Source organism: Rhabdonatronobacter sediminivivens, from assembly GCF_013415485.1.
Taxonomy (GTDB): Bacteria; Pseudomonadota; Alphaproteobacteria; order Rhodobacterales; family Rhodobacteraceae; genus Rhabdonatronobacter; species Rhabdonatronobacter sediminivivens.
In genome coordinates this window covers 141807-158425 of record NZ_JACBXS010000004.1, presented here as the reverse complement: position 1 = coordinate 158425, position 16619 = coordinate 141807, and the positions used below count along the sequence as shown (strand labels likewise).

The 16619-nt window shown below is 65.6% G+C and carries 11 protein-coding genes and 1 tRNA gene; 11 read left to right on the top strand and 1 reads right to left on the bottom strand.

Annotated features, from left to right (window positions below; translation table 11 throughout):
• Window positions 1–51 precede the first annotated feature (51 nt).
• Window positions 52–1041: a recombinase zinc beta ribbon domain-containing protein gene (locus tag HUK65_RS19165; RefSeq protein ID WP_407692408.1), complete on the top strand. Its 990-nt coding sequence runs from the start codon at window positions 52–54 to the stop codon at window positions 1039–1041.
• Here HUK65_RS19165 and HUK65_RS03195 read toward each other — a convergent pair.
• Window positions 998–1074, bottom strand: a tRNA-Met gene (locus HUK65_RS03195). The genes HUK65_RS19165 and HUK65_RS03195 overlap by 44 nt on opposite strands.
• 165 nt (window positions 1075–1239) lie before the next feature.
• Between HUK65_RS03195 and selD the strand changes: the two genes are divergently transcribed.
• The 10 genes from selD (at window position 1240) to HUK65_RS03145 (ending at window position 16612) form a co-directional block, all read left to right on the top strand.
• The gene (gene selD, locus HUK65_RS03190) at window positions 1240–3432 is read left to right on the top strand and encodes a selenide, water dikinase SelD (protein WP_179904676.1); all 2193 of its coding nucleotides are present in this window, start codon (window positions 1240–1242) and stop codon (window positions 3430–3432) included.
• Window positions 3433–3832: 400 nt separating this feature from the next.
• Entirely contained in the window at window positions 3833–5794 is a 1962-nt protein-coding gene (gene acs / locus HUK65_RS03185; RefSeq protein WP_179904675.1) for an acetate--CoA ligase, read from the top strand.
• Window positions 5795–5798: 4 nt separating this feature from the next.
• A complete protein-coding gene (locus HUK65_RS03180; RefSeq protein ID WP_179904674.1) occupies window positions 5799–6488 on the top strand; it encodes an adenylate kinase in 690 nt (229 codons plus the stop codon).
• A gap of 144 nt (window positions 6489–6632) precedes the next feature.
• The gene (locus HUK65_RS03175; RefSeq protein WP_179904673.1) at window positions 6633–6893 is read left to right on the top strand and encodes a DUF4212 domain-containing protein; all 261 of its coding nucleotides are present in this window, start codon (window positions 6633–6635) and stop codon (window positions 6891–6893) included.
• A gap of 11 nt (window positions 6894–6904) precedes the next feature.
• On the top strand, window positions 6905–8677 hold the full coding sequence (locus tag HUK65_RS03170) for a sodium:solute symporter family protein (RefSeq protein WP_179904672.1): 1773 nt from the start codon (window positions 6905–6907) through the stop codon (window positions 8675–8677).
• Between the two features lie 76 nt (window positions 8678–8753).
• Complete coding sequence (locus tag HUK65_RS03165) at window positions 8754–10574, top strand: DUF294 nucleotidyltransferase-like domain-containing protein (RefSeq protein ID WP_179904671.1); 1821 nt, start codon at window positions 8754–8756, stop codon at window positions 10572–10574.
• Between the two features lie 9 nt (window positions 10575–10583).
• Window positions 10584–11126, top strand: a complete 543-nt coding sequence (locus tag HUK65_RS03160; protein WP_179904670.1) for a hypothetical protein — start codon at window positions 10584–10586, stop codon at window positions 11124–11126.
• Complete coding sequence (locus HUK65_RS03155; RefSeq protein WP_179904669.1) at window positions 11107–11553, top strand: response regulator transcription factor; 447 nt, start codon at window positions 11107–11109, stop codon at window positions 11551–11553. Before HUK65_RS03160 ends, HUK65_RS03155 begins: the two co-directional genes overlap by 20 nt.
• Complete coding sequence (locus HUK65_RS03150; protein ID WP_179904668.1) at window positions 11546–13636, top strand: 3'-5' exonuclease; 2091 nt, start codon at window positions 11546–11548, stop codon at window positions 13634–13636. Before HUK65_RS03155 ends, HUK65_RS03150 begins: the two co-directional genes overlap by 8 nt.
• Window positions 13637–13966: 330 nt before the next feature.
• A complete protein-coding gene (locus HUK65_RS03145) occupies window positions 13967–16612 on the top strand; it encodes a peptidoglycan DD-metalloendopeptidase family protein (protein WP_179904667.1) in 2646 nt (881 codons plus the stop codon).
• Window positions 16613–16619: the final 7 nt, after the last annotated feature.

Sequence of the window (16619 nt, the reverse complement as noted above, 5' to 3'; positions counted from 1 at the left end):
GAAAGTGTTCCTCTCCGCCGTCGCGCTCGCCGCAACCGTCCTCTTCTGGCTTTGAATATCAATGAGTCTGGAGCCTACGGGATCCTCATCAACGAGCTTTATTCCGGTGTGCTCGTCTGGAACCGCGTGCGAATGGTGAAGGACCCCGACACCGGCAAGCGGGTGTCACGGGCGAACCCGCCCGAGGCGTGGAGGCGGGAAAAGGTGCCCGCGCTGGCGATCGTCGAGCAACCGCTCTTCGATGCGGTCCAGGCGCGTAAGCGGGATCGCAGCCATGAAGCCCCACAGCGACAGCGCAAGGCGCGCTACCTGCTGTCGGGCCTGCTCAAATGCGGATGCTGCGGCGGCGGGTTGTCGGTGAAGGACCGCGATCACGGCCGTGTCCGTATCCATTGCAGCACGCGCCGCGAATCGGGCGCCTGCAGCAACAACCGCATCTTCTACATGGATGAGATCGAGGCGGCGGTCCTCGCCGGCCTCAAGCAGCACCTCAAGGCCCCGCATCTGCTGAGGGAATTCGCCGAGGCCTACCAGCAGGAGCGTGAGCGTGCGACAGCGGACAAGCGGCGCCAGCGCATCGTTCTGGAGAACAAGCTTGGCGAGATCAAACGGCTGTTGGACCGGTCCTGGCAGGACTATGTGCACGAGCGCCTGCCGACCGAGGTGATCGGCGCCCAGATGCGTGAACTGTCTGCACGGCAGAAGGAAATCGAGGCAGAGCTTGCCGTTGTGCCGGAGGCGCCCAAGGTCGTGGGCCTGCATCCTGCCGCGTTGCGGCAGTACCAGACCTATGTCGGCGATCTGGAGGGGGTGTTCGCGGCCGGGATATCGCCCGACACCGAAGATGCCGCCGAACGCATCAGACGCCTGATCTCGAAGGTGGTGGTTACCCCGGAGGACAAAGGCTTCAAGATAAGGCTGGAAGGCCGGCTTTCCGAGCTCATGGAAGCCCCGAACCTCTATCCCAACATGCGCATACGAGCGTCGGGGGGAACGGTGGTAGCGGAGGAGGGACTTGAACCCCCGACACGCGGATTATGATTCCGCTGCTCTAACCAACTGAGCTACTCCGCCAACGCGGCGGGTCTTAGGCCAGTGCGACCTGGCCGTCAAGGGGCAAAGCGGAGGCTGCCGCGGGTGGCGGATTGTCCTGTGGCGACGGGAGCGGGAAGGGGGTATGCGGAAGACGGATGCGGGTGGCAAGCGCCTGCATTGAGCTTTTGTAGGACGGCCAAGATGATGACAGGGATCCCCGCGCCCTGGACGCGCGATCTGGTGCTGATCGGCGGCGGGCATACCCATGCGCTGGTGTTGCACCGTTGGGCCATGGCTCCGCTGCCCGGGGCGCGGGTGACGGTGGTCAACCCCGATCCTTCGGCGCCCTATACTGGCATGCTGCCGGGCCATATCGCCGGGCATTATTCCCGCGCTGCGCTGGAGATCGACCTTGTGCGGTTGGCGCGGCGGGCGGGGGCGCGGCTCATTCTGGACCGGGCCTGCGGTATCGACCCTGGCGCGCGCAGGGTGCGGCTGCGGGGGCGGCCGGATCTGGCCTATGATGTTCTGTCGGTGGATATCGGCATCACCTCGGATCTGCCGATGGTGCCGGGTTACGGAGCGCATGCGGTCTCGGCCAAGCCGCTGGGTGGCTATGCCCGGGCGTGGGAGGAGTTTGTCGCCCGCGCCACGCGGGGCGCGGTTCCGGCACGGGTGGTGGTGATTGGCGGCGGGGTCGCGGGGGTGGAACTGGCGCTGGCCATGGCCTTCCGCCTGCGCGGGGTGCCGGGGGCGCAGGTAACGGTGCTTGAGGCCGGGGCGCAGGCATTGCCGCATCTGGGCCGGGCTGCGCGGGCGCGATTGCTGGGCCATCTGCGCGCGGCCGGGATCATGCTGCAGACCGGGGCCAGCGTGGTTGGCATTGGGGCAGATCATGTGGACCTCGCCGATGGGGCCTCGGTGCCTGCGGGGCTGGTGGTCGGCGCGGCCGGGTCGCGGCCCCATGACTGGCTGCGCGATACGGGGCTGGCGTTGCAGGACGGGTTCATCACCGTGGGGCCGACGCTGCAGAGCGTGACGGACCCGCGGGTCTTTGCGGTGGGCGATTGCGCCCACATGCAGCATGCGCCGCGGGCCAAGGCCGGGGTCTATGCGGTGCGCCAGGCGCCGGTGCTGCTGGCCAACCTGCGCGCAGCGCTGGCCGAAACCGGGGTGCAGCGGCGCTACTGGCCGCAGCGCGATTACCTGAAGCTGATCTCGCTGGGGGACCGCAAGGCGCTGGCGGACAAGTGGTCACTGGCGGTCGAGGGTGCCTGGCTGTGGCGGCTGAAGGACCGGATTGACGCGAAATTCATGCAGCAATTCGCCCCGCCCGTGCCTGCCGTGCCTGCGGCGTCCAAGCTGCGCGCGGCGGGGCTGGACCAGATGCCTGGCGCCGCCAGGCCGCTTTGCGGCGGCTGTGGCGCCAAGATGGGGTCCGGGGCCCTGCAGCAGGCGCTGGCTGCGCTGCCGCCGCCGGACCATCCGGACGTCGAGGCCGGCGCGGGCGATGATGCGGCGATCCTGCGCATGGGGGACCGCCGCCAGGTGATTGCCACCGACCATCTGCGCGCGCTGGTGGATGATCCCTATACCATGGCGCGGATTGCGGCGGTGCATGCGCTGGGGGATGTCTGGGCCATGGGCGCGCAGCCGCAGGCGGTGCTGGCCAGCATCACCTTGCCGCATATGTCGCCGGCCCTGCAAGGCCGCACCCTGGCCGAGGTCATGGCCGGAGCCCATGCCGTGGTGGCCGAGGCCGGGGGCGCCATCGTCGGCGGTCACAGCGCCATGGGCGCCGAGATGGTAATCGGCTTCACCGTTACCGGGCGTCCGGAGGGGGCGCTCCTGACCAAGGGTGGCGCCCGTCCGGGGGATGCGCTGGTGCTGGTCAAGCCGTTGGGGACCGGCACCCTGCTGGCCGCCGAGATGCAGATGCAGGCGGCGGGCGATGACGTGGCCGCAGCGTTGGCCGCCATGGCCCAGCCGCAGGGGCAGGCTGCGGCCATCCTTGCGCCACGGGCGCGGGCGATGACCGATGTGACGGGCTTTGGTCTGGCCGGGCATCTGATGGAGATGCTGGTCGCCTCGGGCGTGGCGGCAGAGCTGGACCTGGAGGCGCTGCCGCTTCTTTCGGGGGCCGAGGTGCTGGCAGGTCAGGGGCACGGCTCCACCATTGCACCGTCAAACCGCGCCGTCCTGGAGGGGCGGATCACGGCGCCCGAAACTGCCCGTGCGGCGCTGCTGTTCGATCCGCAGACCGCAGGCGGGCTGCTGGCCGCGGTGCCGGAGCAGGAGCTGGCCACGCTGCTGGACGCGCTGCATGGCGCCGGGTTCGGCCGCGCGGCCGGTATCGGGCGGGTGGTTGCGGGCGCGCCCGGGATCACGGCGCGCTGACGCTGCGGGGCAGGGGGGGCGCCGCACCCGCCCGGCTGGCCGCGAATCACGCCTGCAGGCCGCTCTGGCGCGCAGGGCGATGATTTGGCCCGGCACCTGCAAGGGCAGGGCGCCCGTCGCCCCGGGGGGCAGGGCGCCGACCCGAATTGGCGCGCGGCTTTCGCGGGGTCCGGGAAGCCTTTGAAAATATGGCAGAACTGTGACGCCGTGAAAACACTTTACACAAAACGGTTCGATACCAAGCAACTCTTTACAGAAAAATCGTTTGAAAAAAAAGAGTTACCATTTTTTTGACGAAAGTGTTATGATGCCGTTAGGGAAGGATTCCGGCGCGGCCTTGCGCTGGTAAATTCGGGAGGGGTGGATAGCTGACGCGCCTTCCGTGACAGGAGGAGTATGCATGTCAGATACCGTCAAAGCCCCGTTGGTTCACGCGTCGGATGAATTCATCTCCCGCGCCCATGTTGATGCTAGCGGCTATGAGGCGATGTACAAAGCCTCGATCGACAACCCCGAGGCATTCTGGGCAGAGCACGGCAGGCGGATCGACTGGATCAAGCCCTTTACCAAGGTCAGGAACGTCAATTTCGACTTCGGCCAGGTGGATATCAAGTGGTTCGAGGATGGCACGCTGAACGTCAGCGCCAACTGCATTGACCGCCATCTGGTGACCCGTGGCGACCAGACGGCGATCATATTCGAGCCCGATGACCCGGCGACCCCTGCGCAGCATATCACCTACAAGGAGTTGCTGGAGCAGACGAGCCGGATGGCCAATGTGCTCAAGGAGCATGGCGTCAGCAAGGGCGACCGCGTGGTGCTCTATCTGCCCATGATCCCCGAGGCCGCCTATGCCATGCTGGCCTGTGCGCGGATCGGGGCGATCCATTCGATCGTCTTCGGGGGCTTTTCGCCCGATGCACTGGCGCAGCGGATCAACGATTCCGAAGCCGTGGCCGTCATCACCGCCGATACCGCTCCGCGCGGCGGGCGGCGCACGGCGCTGAAATCGAACACCGACAAGGCGCTGACCGATTGTTCTGACAGGGTCAAATGCTTCGTGGTCAAGCATACCGGCGACCAGACGACCTGGGTGCAGGGGCGCGATGTCGACCTGAAGGCCGAAATGGCCGAGGCCGCGCCCTATTGCGCCTATACCGAAGTTGGCGCCGAGGACCCGCTGTTCGTGCTCTATACCTCGGGCTCGACCGGCAAGCCGAAGGGGGTTGTGCATACCTCGGGCGGGTATCTGGTCTATGCGGCGATGACGCACCAGTACACCTTTGACTACCATGATGGCGATGTCTTCTGGTGCACGGCCGATGTGGGCTGGGTCACCGGGCACAGCTACATCATCTACGGCCCGCTGGCCAATGGCGCGACCACGCTGATGTTCGAAGGCGTGCCCACCTATCCGGATGCGGGCCGCTTCTGGGAGGTCTGCGCCAAGCATCGCGTCAACCAGTTTTACACCGCCCCCACGGCGATCCGCGCGCTGATGGCGCATGGCCCCGATCATGTGGAAAAGCATGACCTGTCGTCGCTGCGGCTGCTGGGCACGGTGGGCGAACCGATCAACCCCGAGGCCTGGAACTGGTACAACACCCATGTCGGCAAGGGGAAATGCCCCATCGTCGATACCTGGTGGCAGACCGAAACCGGCGGCCATCTGATCACGCCGCTGCCTGGCGCCGTGCCCACCAAGCCGGGTTCGGCCACCAAGCCCTTCTTTGGTGTGAAGCCCGTGGTGCTGGAGGCCGAATCCGGCAAGGAGATCGAGAGCACCGAGGCCGAAGGCGTGCTGTGCATCGCCGACAGCTGGCCCGGTCAGATGCGCACTGTCTGGGGCGATCACCAGCGCTTCCAGGAGACGTATTTCCAGCAGTACAAGGGCTACTACTTCTCGGGTGATGGCTGCCGGCGCGATGCCGATGGCTACTACTGGATCACCGGGCGCGTGGATGACGTGATCAACGTTTCCGGCCACCGCATGGGCACCGCCGAGGTCGAATCGGCGCTGGTCGCCCATGAGGTGGTGGCCGAGGCCGCCGTGGTCGGCTACCCGCATGAGATCAAGGGGCAGGGCATCTATGCCTATGTCACCCTGATGAACGGGGTCGAGCCGACCGAGGACCTGCGCAAGGATCTGGTCAAATGGGTGCGCCAGGAGATCGGCCCCATTGCCAGCCCGGACCTGATCCAGTGGGCACCGGGCCTGCCCAAGACACGGTCGGGCAAGATCATGCGCCGCATCCTGCGCAAGATCGCCGAGAACGACTATGGCGCGCTGGGCGACACCTCGACGCTTGCGGAACCGGCAGTGGTCGATGACCTGATCGAAAACCGCATGAACCGGGGCTGAGGCGATGAGCGCAAGCGACACACAGACCCGCCCCGCCGTTCTGATCCTGCTGGGCCCTCCGGGGGCCGGCAAGGGCACGCAGGCCCGGATGCTGGAGCAGGGCTTCGGCCTTGTTCAACTGTCCACCGGTGATCTGCTGCGCGCCGCCGTCAAGGCCGGGACCGAGGCCGGAAAGGCCGCGAAAGCGGTGATGGACGCAGGCGGCCTGGTCAGCGATGAGATCGTCCTGGCCATCCTGCGCGACCGCATGGCCCAGCCGGACACCGCCAGGGGCGTGATCCTGGACGGCTTTCCCCGCACCCCCGGCCAGGCCGAGGCGCTGGAAGCGCTGCTGGCCGACCAGGGGGCAAACGTCTCGGCGGCGATCTCGCTTGAGGTCGAGGATGAGGCGATGGTCGAACGCATTGCCGGGCGCTACACCTGCGCCCGGTGTGGCGAAGGCTATCATGACAGGTTCAAGACCCCGGCGGTGGCCGGTGTCTGCGACAAATGCGGCAGCACGGAGTTCACACGCCGGGCTGACGATACCGCCGAAACCGTGCGTGCGCGGCTTGATGCCTATCACGCACAGACGGCACCGCTGATCGAACACTATGATGGCAAGGGCGTTCTGAAGCGCGTCGATGCGATGGGCGACATCGCTGACATTGCTGCAGAGTTGCAGGCCATCGTGAAGGACGCATCGGCACAATAACAGCCGGTAAACCGGCGCGCGCCACGGCGCGATGACGCCCCGCCGCCCTGTGAGCTGCTCACAGGGGCCTGTGGCGGCTGTCCAAGAGGTCCTTGTCCCCGCGCGGGGGGCAGGGAAGTGAGGAGGAAAATTGGGAGATGTCTCATGTCCGAGAAAAAATCGACCGATGACTACTGGAAGGCCAACATCCGGATCATCACCATCAGCATGGTGATCTGGGCGCTTGTGTCCTTCGGGTTCGGCATCGTGTTCCGCCCGCTCCTGTCGGGCATCCCGATCGGGGGCACCGATCTTGGGTTCTGGTTTGCGCAACAGGGGTCGATCCTGACCTTCATCGTGCTGATCTTCTACTACACCTGGTACATGAACCGGCTCGATCGCGAGTACGGCGTGGACGAAGAGTGAGGGGCTGAGACATGGATCAGTTTGTCATCAACCTGATATTCGTGGGCGCGTCCTTTGCCCTCTATATCGGGATCGCCATCTGGGCCCGCGCCGGGTCCACATCAGACTTCTACGCGGCCTCGCGCGGGGTCAACCCCATCGTCAACGGTGCTGCCACTGCGGCGGACTGGATGTCGGCGGCCTCGTTCATCTCGATGGCGGGTCTCATCGCCTTCGTGGGCTACGGCAACTCGACCTTCCTGATGGGCTGGACGGGCGGCTATGTGCTGCTGGCACTGCTTCTGGCGCCCTACCTGCGCAAGTTCGGCCGCTTCACCGTGCCGGACTTCATCGGCGACCGGTTCTACAGCAAGACGGCGCGGATCGTTGCCGTGATCTCGCTGCTGGTGATGTCGATCACCTATGTGATCGGCCAGATGACCGGTGCGGGCGTGGCGTTTTCGCGCTTCCTGGAGGTGGACAACCTGACCGGGCTGATCATCGCCGCGGCGGTGGTGTTCGCCTATGCCGTGCTTGGCGGGATGAAAGGCATCACCTACACCCAGTTGGCGCAGTATTGCGTGCTGATCACCGCCTATACCATTCCGGCGGTCTTCATCTCGCTGCAACTGACCGGCAACCCGCTGCCGCAGCTTGGTCTGTTCAGCACGCATACCGAATCCGGCCTGCCGCTGCTGGCCAAGCTGGACGAGGTGCTGGTGGAGCTGGGCTTCCATGACTACACCGGCCTGCACGAGCCGCAGACCACCTTCAACATGGTGCTCTTCACCCTGTCGCTGATGATCGGCACCGCGGGTCTGCCGCATGTGATCATCCGCTTCTTCACCGTGCCGAAAGTGGCCGATGCCCGCAAATCCGCTGGCTGGGCGCTGGTCTTCATCGCGCTGCTCTACACCGTTGCTCCGGCGGTCGGTGCCATGGCGCGGCTGAACATCATCACCACCATCTACCCCGATGGCACCCAGGAACAGCCGATCAGCTATGACGAGCGGCCGGACTGGATGGAAACCTGGGAGCGTACGGGCCTGCTGGCGTTCGAGGACAAGAACAACGACGGCCTGATCCAGTACTACAACGAAGCCAATCCCCCGGCCATGGCTGCCGAGCGGGGCTGGGAAGGCAATGAGATGGTGACCTTCAACCAGGATATCCTGGTGCTGGCCAACCCCGAGATCGCGCAGCTTCCGGGCTGGGTCATCGGTCTGATCGCCGCGGGCGGTCTGGCGGCGGCGCTGTCCACGGCGGCGGGTCTGCTCTTGGCCATATCCTCGGCCATCAGTCATGACCTGCTGAAGCGAACCTTCGCGCCGGGGATCTCGGAAAAGCAGGAGCTGCTCTACGCCCGGATATCCATGGCCTTTGCCATCGTGCTGGCCACCTATCTGGGCGCCAACCCGCCGGGCTTTGCGGCACAGGTGGTGGCCCTGGCCTTCGGACTGGCGGCAAGTTCGCTGTTCCCGGCCATCATGATGGGCATCTTCTCCAAGACGATGAACTCCTCCGGGGCGATCGTGGGGATGATCGTGGGGCTTGGCTCGACCGTGCTCTACATCTTCACCTATCTGGGCTTCTTCTTCATCCCGGGCACCAACCTGCTGCCGAATACGCAGGACGCCTGGATCATGGGGATTTCGCCGCTGTCCTTCGGGGCTGTTGGTGCGGTGCTGAACTTTGCTGCGGCCTATATCACGCTGAAGCTGACCGGCCCTGCACCCGAAGAGATCCAGGAACTGGTGGAATCCATCCGCGTCCCGCGTGGGGCCAGCGGTGCCGTGGATCACTGATCCGGATCAATGACATCGGCCTGTCCCCGTGCGATACGGGGGCAGGCCACTTCATGGCCGACGGGGAGGAAGCGCCATGCAGGACCAGGACGACATCATCACCTTTCTGCAAAGCGTGCATCCCTATGACAGCCTGCCGCAGGACGAACTGGCGCGGGTCGCCAGTTCCTTCAGCCGCAGGGAATACCCGGCCGGAACCGAAGTCTATGCCACTGGCGAACCCATCCGCGGTCTGTTCCTGATCTGGCGCGGCGCGGTCGAGGTGATCGACGGCAACGGCGCGCTGATTTCGGTGCTGGGTCCGCGCAACTCCTTTGGGGAAAGGGGCCTGTTGCGCGACGGGCTGGCCGTGACCACGGCGCGCGTGACCGAGGATTCGGTGCTGCTGAAGCTGCCGGTGGCGGACCTGCGCCATCTGATCGCCAATCACCCGGCGTTTGAACGCTTTTTCAACCGCGGGCGGGGCGGTCGTGATCGCACGGGGGACCTGTCCACGCTGAAGGTTTCGGACCTGATGACCCGCAGCCCGGTGAGCTGCCCCCCCGATGCATCGGTGACCGAGGCCGCCCGCACCATGCGCGAGAACCGGATTTCTTCGGTCGCGGTTACCGAAAACGGGGCGCTGGTGGGGATTGTCACCACCCGCGACCTGACCGCCCGCGTTCTGGCCGAGGGATTGCCGGGGGATACCCCCGTCTCGGAGGTGATGACCCGTAACGTCCAGGCCCTGACCCCGGACAGCCTGGGCTCGGACATCCTGCACATGATGCTGGAACGCCGCATCGGGCATCTGCCGGTGGTGCGCGATGGCAAGCTGCTGGGGATCATCACCCAGACCGACCTGACGCGGTTTCAGGCGGTGAACTCGGCCCAACTGGTGCGCGATGCCTCGGTCGCCGAGGATGCGCAGGCGCTGGCCCGCGTGACCGATCGCATTCCCCAGCTGCTGGTGCAACTGGTGGGCGGGCACAGCGCGCATGAAGTGGTCACCCGCCTTATCACCGATGTGGCCGATACCGTGACGCGCCGCCTGCTGCGCCTGGCCGAGGCTGAACTGGGCCCCCCGCCGGTGCCGTACCTGTGGCTGGCCTGCGGCAGCCAGGGGCGGCAGGAGCAGACCGGGGTCAGCGATCAGGACAACTGCATCATGATCGACGATTCCATGGCGCCCGGTGACATGGAGTATTTCCTGAAACTGGCCCGGATCGTTTCCGACGGGCTGGACGCTGCCGGGTATTTCTATTGCCCCGGTGACATGATGGCCACCAACCCGCGCTGGTGTCAGCCGGTGCGCAAATGGCGGCGCTATTTCAAGGGCTGGATCGACACGCCCGACCCCGAGGCGCAGATGCTGGCCTCGGTCATGTTTGACCTGCGTCCCATCGGCGGCGATGTGTCGCTGTTTCGCAACCTGCAGGCCGAAACGCTGGAGGCGGCGGCGAAGAATTCGATCTTCGTGGCGCATATGATCTCGAATTCGCTGAAACATGCGCCGCCGCTGGGGCTGCTGCGCGGCTTCGCCACCATCCGGTCGGGCGAATACAAGAACCATGTGGACATGAAGCTTGGCGGCGTGGTCCCGGTGGCCGATCTGGCGCGGGTCTATGCGCTCAAGGGGCGGCTGACCCCGGTCAACACCCGCGAAAGGTTGCTGGCGGCCGAAGCGGCGGGGGTGATCAGCGTGTCCGGCGCGCGCGACCTGATCGAAGCCTATGACCTGATCGCCCGGCTGCGGCTGGAAAACCAGGCCGCCCTGGTGCGCATGGGGCGCAAGCCTGACAACTATCTGGCGCCCTCGGATCTGTCGGATTTCGAGCGCAGCCACCTGCGTGACGCCTTTGTGGTGGTGCGCACAATGCAATCGGCGGTGGGTTCGCGCACCGGAACACTGGGTTAGGACGCGCTCATGCTGCTGGAATTCATCGCCGTTGTCTGCGCGGCTTTTGCCGCCGCCGGGATTGCACTGGTCATCAATCACCTGAGCCGTGGGCGCCTGCCCACCTGGACCATGCCCTTTGCCGCTGCGGCCGGAATCGTGGGGATGATCATCTATCTGGAATACACCTGGGCGGGCCGGGTCGAAAATGCCCTGCCGCCCGGCGTGGTGATTGCGCAGCAGAACACGCATACCGCCTGGTTCCGGCCCTGGAGCTATATCTTCCCGCTGTCGAACCGCATCACCGCCGTGGATCACCGTGTCACCCTGCGCCATCAGGCGCAGCCGGATCTGGTGCTGACGGGCGTGATCCTGCAGGAGCGCTGGGCGCTGAATTTCGGCGTGCAGGTGATTTTCGACTGTGCGAATGCACGGCGCATGGACGTGACCAGCGCCACACGATTTACCGAGGAGGGAGCCCCGGAGGGGGGCAACTGGTTCCGCCTGTCGCCGGAGGATCCGGTGCTGCGCGAAGCCTGCGAAGGAGGAGACCATGGAGGACACGAAGGCTAGGGCACGCATCCTTGTCATCGAGGATGAGGACAACATCGCCATCGCGCTGGACTACCTGCTGACCCGCGAGGGCTATGAGCAGACCCGCATCGATACCGGCGCGGGGGCGTTGGAACTGATCCGCTCCATGCGCCCGGATCTGGTGCTGCTCGATGTCATGCTGCCCGAGGTTTCGGGCTATGAAATCTGCCAGTCGGTGCGCTCGGACCCGGAACTGGACCATATTCCGATCCTGATGATGACCGCGCGCGGCTCAGCCATGGAGCGGCGCAAGGGGTTGGCCATGGGCGCCACGGGGTTCATTTCCAAACCTTTCGAGCTCAAGGCCCTGCGCGAGGAAGTCCGCCGTATCCTGGCCGACCCGGACGCCGCCACCGCCGAGGCCCGCGCCGCCACCGCGGAAGCCGCGGGGAACGGGAATGCTTGAACGGCTGAGCCTGCGCATCCGCATCCTGCTGTTCTTCGTGCTGTTGGCCGTGGGCGGGATCGGCGCCATGGTGGCGGGGTTCTGGCTGTCGCTGGCCCGCGCGCCGCAGGTCGAAGGGCTGGTGGGCGCGCTGGTGCAGGCCGGGGTGTTTGCCGGGTTCATCATGCTGGGGCTGGTGGCCTGGATCTGGCTGCTGTTCGACACCCATGTCGCCCGCGCGATCGAAGCGCTGGCCAATGCCATCCGGGCGCGCACCCATGCCGCGGTTGACGGGGATCTGGACCGCGACCGCGCCCGCTATCTGGGCGATCTGGCCCCCGCCGCCGCCGAAGCCACCCGCAGCCTGATCGAAACCCGCAGCGCCCTGGCCGAGGCAGTGGCCCGCGAGACCTCGCGTCTGTCGGCAGAGAAGGCGCGGCTGGAAAAGCTGCTGGCCGATGTGCCGGTGGCGGTGCTGCTGTGCACCGGCGAACACCAGCTGGTCTTCTACAACGGCCCGGCGGTCGAATTGCTGGGCGCAGGCGGGGCGCCGGGGTTGGACCGGAACCTTCTGGAGTATCTGCGCGAAGGACCGATTGCGCATGCCTATGCGCGCCTGGTCGATGCGGGCGACCCGGACGCGGCCTCGGACCTTTTGTGCGCGACCACCGGCAGCGCCCGGCTGCTGGCCGGGCGGATGCGCGTGCTGCGCCGCACCGAACAGGGCGGGCCACCGGGCTATGTGCTGACCCTGCGCGATGTGACCGCCGACATGGCCGCCCATGCCAGCCGCGAGGCCCTGCTGGGCGAGGTCTTTGACCGTGTGCGCCGTCCGGCAGCCAATCTGCAGACCGTCATCGGCGTTGTGTCCGAGGCCCCCGATCTGCCCGAGAGCGCAGCCATGATGCCCGCCATGCTGGACGAAGTGGCCGCCCTGACCGGTGCGATCACCGAGCTTGGCCAACGCTATGACGCCGGGCGCACCGACTGGCGCCCGCTGGCCGAAACCCGCAGCGCCGATCTGTTCGACAGCCTGCGCGCGCGCTTCGAGGCCGAGGGCCGCGCCCTGACCTGTGCCGGCCCCGAACTGATGCTGCGCTGCGACGGCTTTGAACTTGTGGCCTTTTTCGACTGGCTGGGGCGCCGTGTCGCGGCCGAAGGGCTGGGTCAGGATTTCCGGCTGGACCTGATCGAAGAGGATGGCCCCGGCGCTGTTCTGGACATGTGCTGGCTGGGCAAACCCCTGAATGTCGGCGATTTCGACCGCTGGCTGGAGGAGGCCGTGGACCCTGCCGCCCCGGACCTGACCGCGCGCGCCGTGCTCAACACCCATGGCACCGAAGCCTGGACCGAGCTGCGCCCCGGCGGCGGTGCTGTGCGCCTGCCCATCCGCAACGCGCGCCGCGCTACTCGCCGACCGCCCCCCGTGGCCCGCGCCGTGGTCTATGACTTCGACTTGCTGTCCAAGGCCCGCAACGCCGCCGTGGCCGATGCCCGGCTGGAGGATCTGACCTATGTGGTGTTCGACACCGAAACCACCGGGCTGACGCCATCCGCCGACGAGATCGTCCAGATCGCCGCCGTGCGCCTGGTCAACGGCCGGCGCGTGCGCGGCGAGGTGTTCGACACGCTGGTGGACCCGCAGCGCGCGATCCCGGCCAGCTCGACCTCGGTCCACGGGATTACCGAGGATATGGTCAAGGGCGCCCCCACCATCGCCGAGGCCGGGCAGCGTTTCCATGGCTTTGCGCGCGGGTCGGTGCTGATCGCCCATAATGCGCCCTTTGACATGGAATTCCTGCGCCGGCATGAAACCGCCATCGGCGCCAGCTTCGATCACCCGGTGCTGGACACGGTGCTGCTGTCGGCGGTGGTCTTTGGCCAGACGGAACAGCACTCGCTGGACGCGCTGACCGCGCGGCTGGGCATCACCATCCCCGAGGAAGCCCGCCACACCGCCATCGGCGATACGGTCGCCACGGCGGACGCGTTCCTGCGGCTGGTGCCCATGTTGCAGGCCCGCGGGCTGGTCACCTTTGGCGACGTCCTGCGCGAGGTGCGCCGCCATGGGCGATTGCTGAAGGATCTGAACGCGAAGGGGTGAAGCATGTCCCTTTGTGGGACCTCGGGCTAAGCGCTGCCGTGAGGTTTGAGGTGTCACGGCTGGCGTCCGGCGCTTTGGAAAGGGCACATTTCCAGAGAATGGTTGCATCCATCAAGCCATGACATGCAGCGTATTTGTCCTTGATGCCTGGATAATGAGTTTCACGCTTCGATCTTGATCAGGCATTTGTGACCGCCTAGGGTTCGGGCGTTTTCAGGTCCACCGCTTTGTGACCCTTCTCCCACTTCAATAGGTTTGGACATGCCCTTTCCCATTTCTGATGACGCTGCTCGAATACAGTTACCTTTTGGCGAAGGCTTTACGGCGCGTGTGAGCCAGGCCTATGGCGGGACGACCAGCCATTTCGGCGCGTTGCTTTACTCCGTCGATTTTGTCTTTCTGGACGGCGACACGCTCGATGCAGCAACGATCACACAGCCAGGTGTCGTTCCAGTCCGATCTGTCGCGCCAGGCTATGTGGTCGATTGGCGCGGCGACGTCATGGACGGTGCTCCCGCATCGGTGGTTGAAAACTCTGACCTGCAGATAATCGAGGGGCAAGAGCAATCCATCGGTCCCGGCGGCTGGGGAAATTTCATCACTATTCGGCACGAGCCCGTAGATGCCCCCGCGTTCTATGCCAGCTACCTGCATCTGAGCGCGGGCTCGCTGCCTGCGGGGATCGCGGAAGGGATGCCGATAGAAGGTGGGCAGCAGCTTGGATTTGTCGGAAATACAGGCCTGCGCACATCGACCCATCTGCATGTCCATTTCGGAAACGAGCTCATCACCAGCGGCGACGGTCAGGGCTATGGCGGCAGCAGTGATCCGGGGTCCAGCCAAGCTGCGAATATAAGTGTTCTGGCCAGTTCCGGTCTGGGCTTTGAACGTGAGACGGTTGGCGCGGAGCCGGCACCTGTATTCTTCGAGGCCTGGCAAGACGGCCTGCCTGTCAGAAGTGCTAGCGAACTTGTGACGAGTCTGCCCTTCGCGGGTGCAGACGGGGCACATGCGGAACCGCTCGACTTCCTCATACTGAACCTGAACGGGCGGTTTGCCCTGTACAACCGGGACGATGATGAGGTCACCCAGACCGGCAGTTTCGGGCGGCAACTGACCGATATCGCGCAAGGGGTATATGGCGAGTTCTACGCCACCGATTTCAGCCGGGTCTTTCGGGTCGACCCCGAAACCGAGCAGCTGGAACAGCTTTACAGCCTGCCGTTCGGCTCTGTGAACGCCCTCACCGTGTTTGAAAACAACGGCGCGGCCCAGGCTGTGCTGGCTGGCGGCGGGCGCTGGTATCAGATGTATATCGACACCGGGGTGGTGATCGCCAATGGCCTGCTGCCTTCGCCGTATCAAAGCGCGGGCGATGTGATCCTGCTGCGTGATGGCGATGGAACGCCGACGGAATTCGTCTTTGCCGTCAGCCGTTTCGGGCAGGATGCGTTCGTCCGCTACGGTATTGACAGCGATGGCGTCATCAACCCCGAGGATCCCCGGATCGACGAGCATCCGATCAGCAGTCTCTGGGGGCTGGCCAATGGCCGCGACGGGGACGCGTTCTTCGGCTTTGCGGGCAGTGAGATGTCCAGCTTTGACCCGGACACGCTGGCAGGACAATCACTGCGCAACTTTGCGGATGTGAACCTGACCAATATATCGGGGGCGACGCGGGTGTCGGCGCCACGGCATGGCCTGCTCGATGGCACCGAGATGCTGATCCAGCCGCTGCTGCCCAGCGTGGACAGCCCGCACGGGACTGCCGCCAGCGTCATGATCGACCCTGCGACCAGCATCCGCAATCTGTCCGACCTCTTTCCCGGGCTGGTCCCGGGCCCGGTCCCCGCCACGGTCGAGATGCGCGGCGAGGTGCTGAACTACACCATCCGGGCCAATTTCGGCGGGCGGTATGCCACGGCGCAGGATGAAGACCCCTACAACGGCTTTGCCTTTACCTTTGAAGGGCTGCGCGACAACCCCGCAATCGCGTTGCGCAGCGCCGAGGTGATCGCCGCCGGCACCACGCTGGAGGGGTTCGATGATGCCCGGGTTCACCATGATGCCGACACGGTCTATCTGGATTTCAACGCCATGAGCTACGGCGCGCGGGCACGCCTGGGGGTTCAACTGGGATTCGATATCGAAGCCCAGCCCGGCGACGGCCCGGTTGCAGGTGGCACCGGTCCGGATCATCTGCGCGGGACGCCCGGGGATGATGTCTTTGTCGCGTCGGCTGGGAATGACATCTATGACGGCAATGGCGGGACCAACACGGTGATCTATGCCGGTCTGCAGGCGGATTATGCAGTGCAGCGTCTGGGCGATACGGTGGTGGTCGAAGACCAGCGCCATGCCTTTGTCAGCCAGGGCCGCGATACCCTGCAGAACATCCAGCAACTTGCCTTTGCCGACGGGGTGATCCGGCTGGAGGATCTGCCTGCTGCCGAGGGCCCGGTGACGGTTCGGGTTGACGGTCTGGTGCAGACCCTCTGGGGGGCGCCGATGCAGGGGGTTGCGCTCAGCATGGCCGGAGCGAACGCCGAGACCTCCGCAAGCGGCGCGTTCGAGCTGGATCTGGCGCCGGGTGGTGACGGGGTTCTGGATGCCGCGCGCGCCTATGACAGTGCTGGGGATCCGGCGATCCGGGCCACTGATGCGCTGGAAGTGCTGCGCCTGGCCGTCGGGCTGGAGCCCAGCTTCGGCCCCGCCCGGCCGGAGCATTTCATTGCCGCCGACTTCAATGGCGACGGCCGGGTCAGCGCCACCGATGCGCTGGAAATCTTGCGCCACGCTGTGAGTCTGCCCGGCGCCTACAGCCCTGAATGGGTTTTCGTGGATGCCGATGCAATGCACGAGGCCGGGCGCGAGGCTGTGCGCTATGATCAGGGCATCGCGCTGAACGCGCTGGAGGCCGACATTTCGGTGGCCATGACCGGCATCCTTCTTGGCAGCCTGTCGGAAGTCGCCTGAACCTTCG

Bases quoted from the DNA above. Each gene is read 5' to 3' on its own strand.
- HUK65_RS03180 (WP_179904674.1), top strand. From the start codon at position 5,799: ATGAGCGCAAGCGACACACAGACCCGCCCCGCCGTTCTGATCCTGCTG.
- acs (WP_179904675.1), top strand. From the start codon at position 3,833: ATGTCAGATACCGTCAAAGCCCCGTTGGTTCACGCGTCGGATGAATTC.
- HUK65_RS03160 (WP_179904670.1), top strand. From the start codon at position 10,584: ATGCTGCTGGAATTCATCGCCGTTGTCTGCGCGGCTTTTGCCGCCGCC.
- HUK65_RS03150 (WP_179904668.1), top strand. From the start codon at position 11,546: ATGCTTGAACGGCTGAGCCTGCGCATCCGCATCCTGCTGTTCTTCGTG.
- HUK65_RS03165 (WP_179904671.1), top strand. From the start codon at position 8,754: ATGCAGGACCAGGACGACATCATCACCTTTCTGCAAAGCGTGCATCCC.
- HUK65_RS03155 (WP_179904669.1), top strand. From the start codon at position 11,107: ATGGAGGACACGAAGGCTAGGGCACGCATCCTTGTCATCGAGGATGAG.
- HUK65_RS03175 (WP_179904673.1), top strand. From the start codon at position 6,633: ATGTCCGAGAAAAAATCGACCGATGACTACTGGAAGGCCAACATCCGG.
- selD (WP_179904676.1), top strand. From the start codon at position 1,240: ATGACAGGGATCCCCGCGCCCTGGACGCGCGATCTGGTGCTGATCGGC.
- HUK65_RS03170 (WP_179904672.1), top strand. From the start codon at position 6,905: ATGGATCAGTTTGTCATCAACCTGATATTCGTGGGCGCGTCCTTTGCC.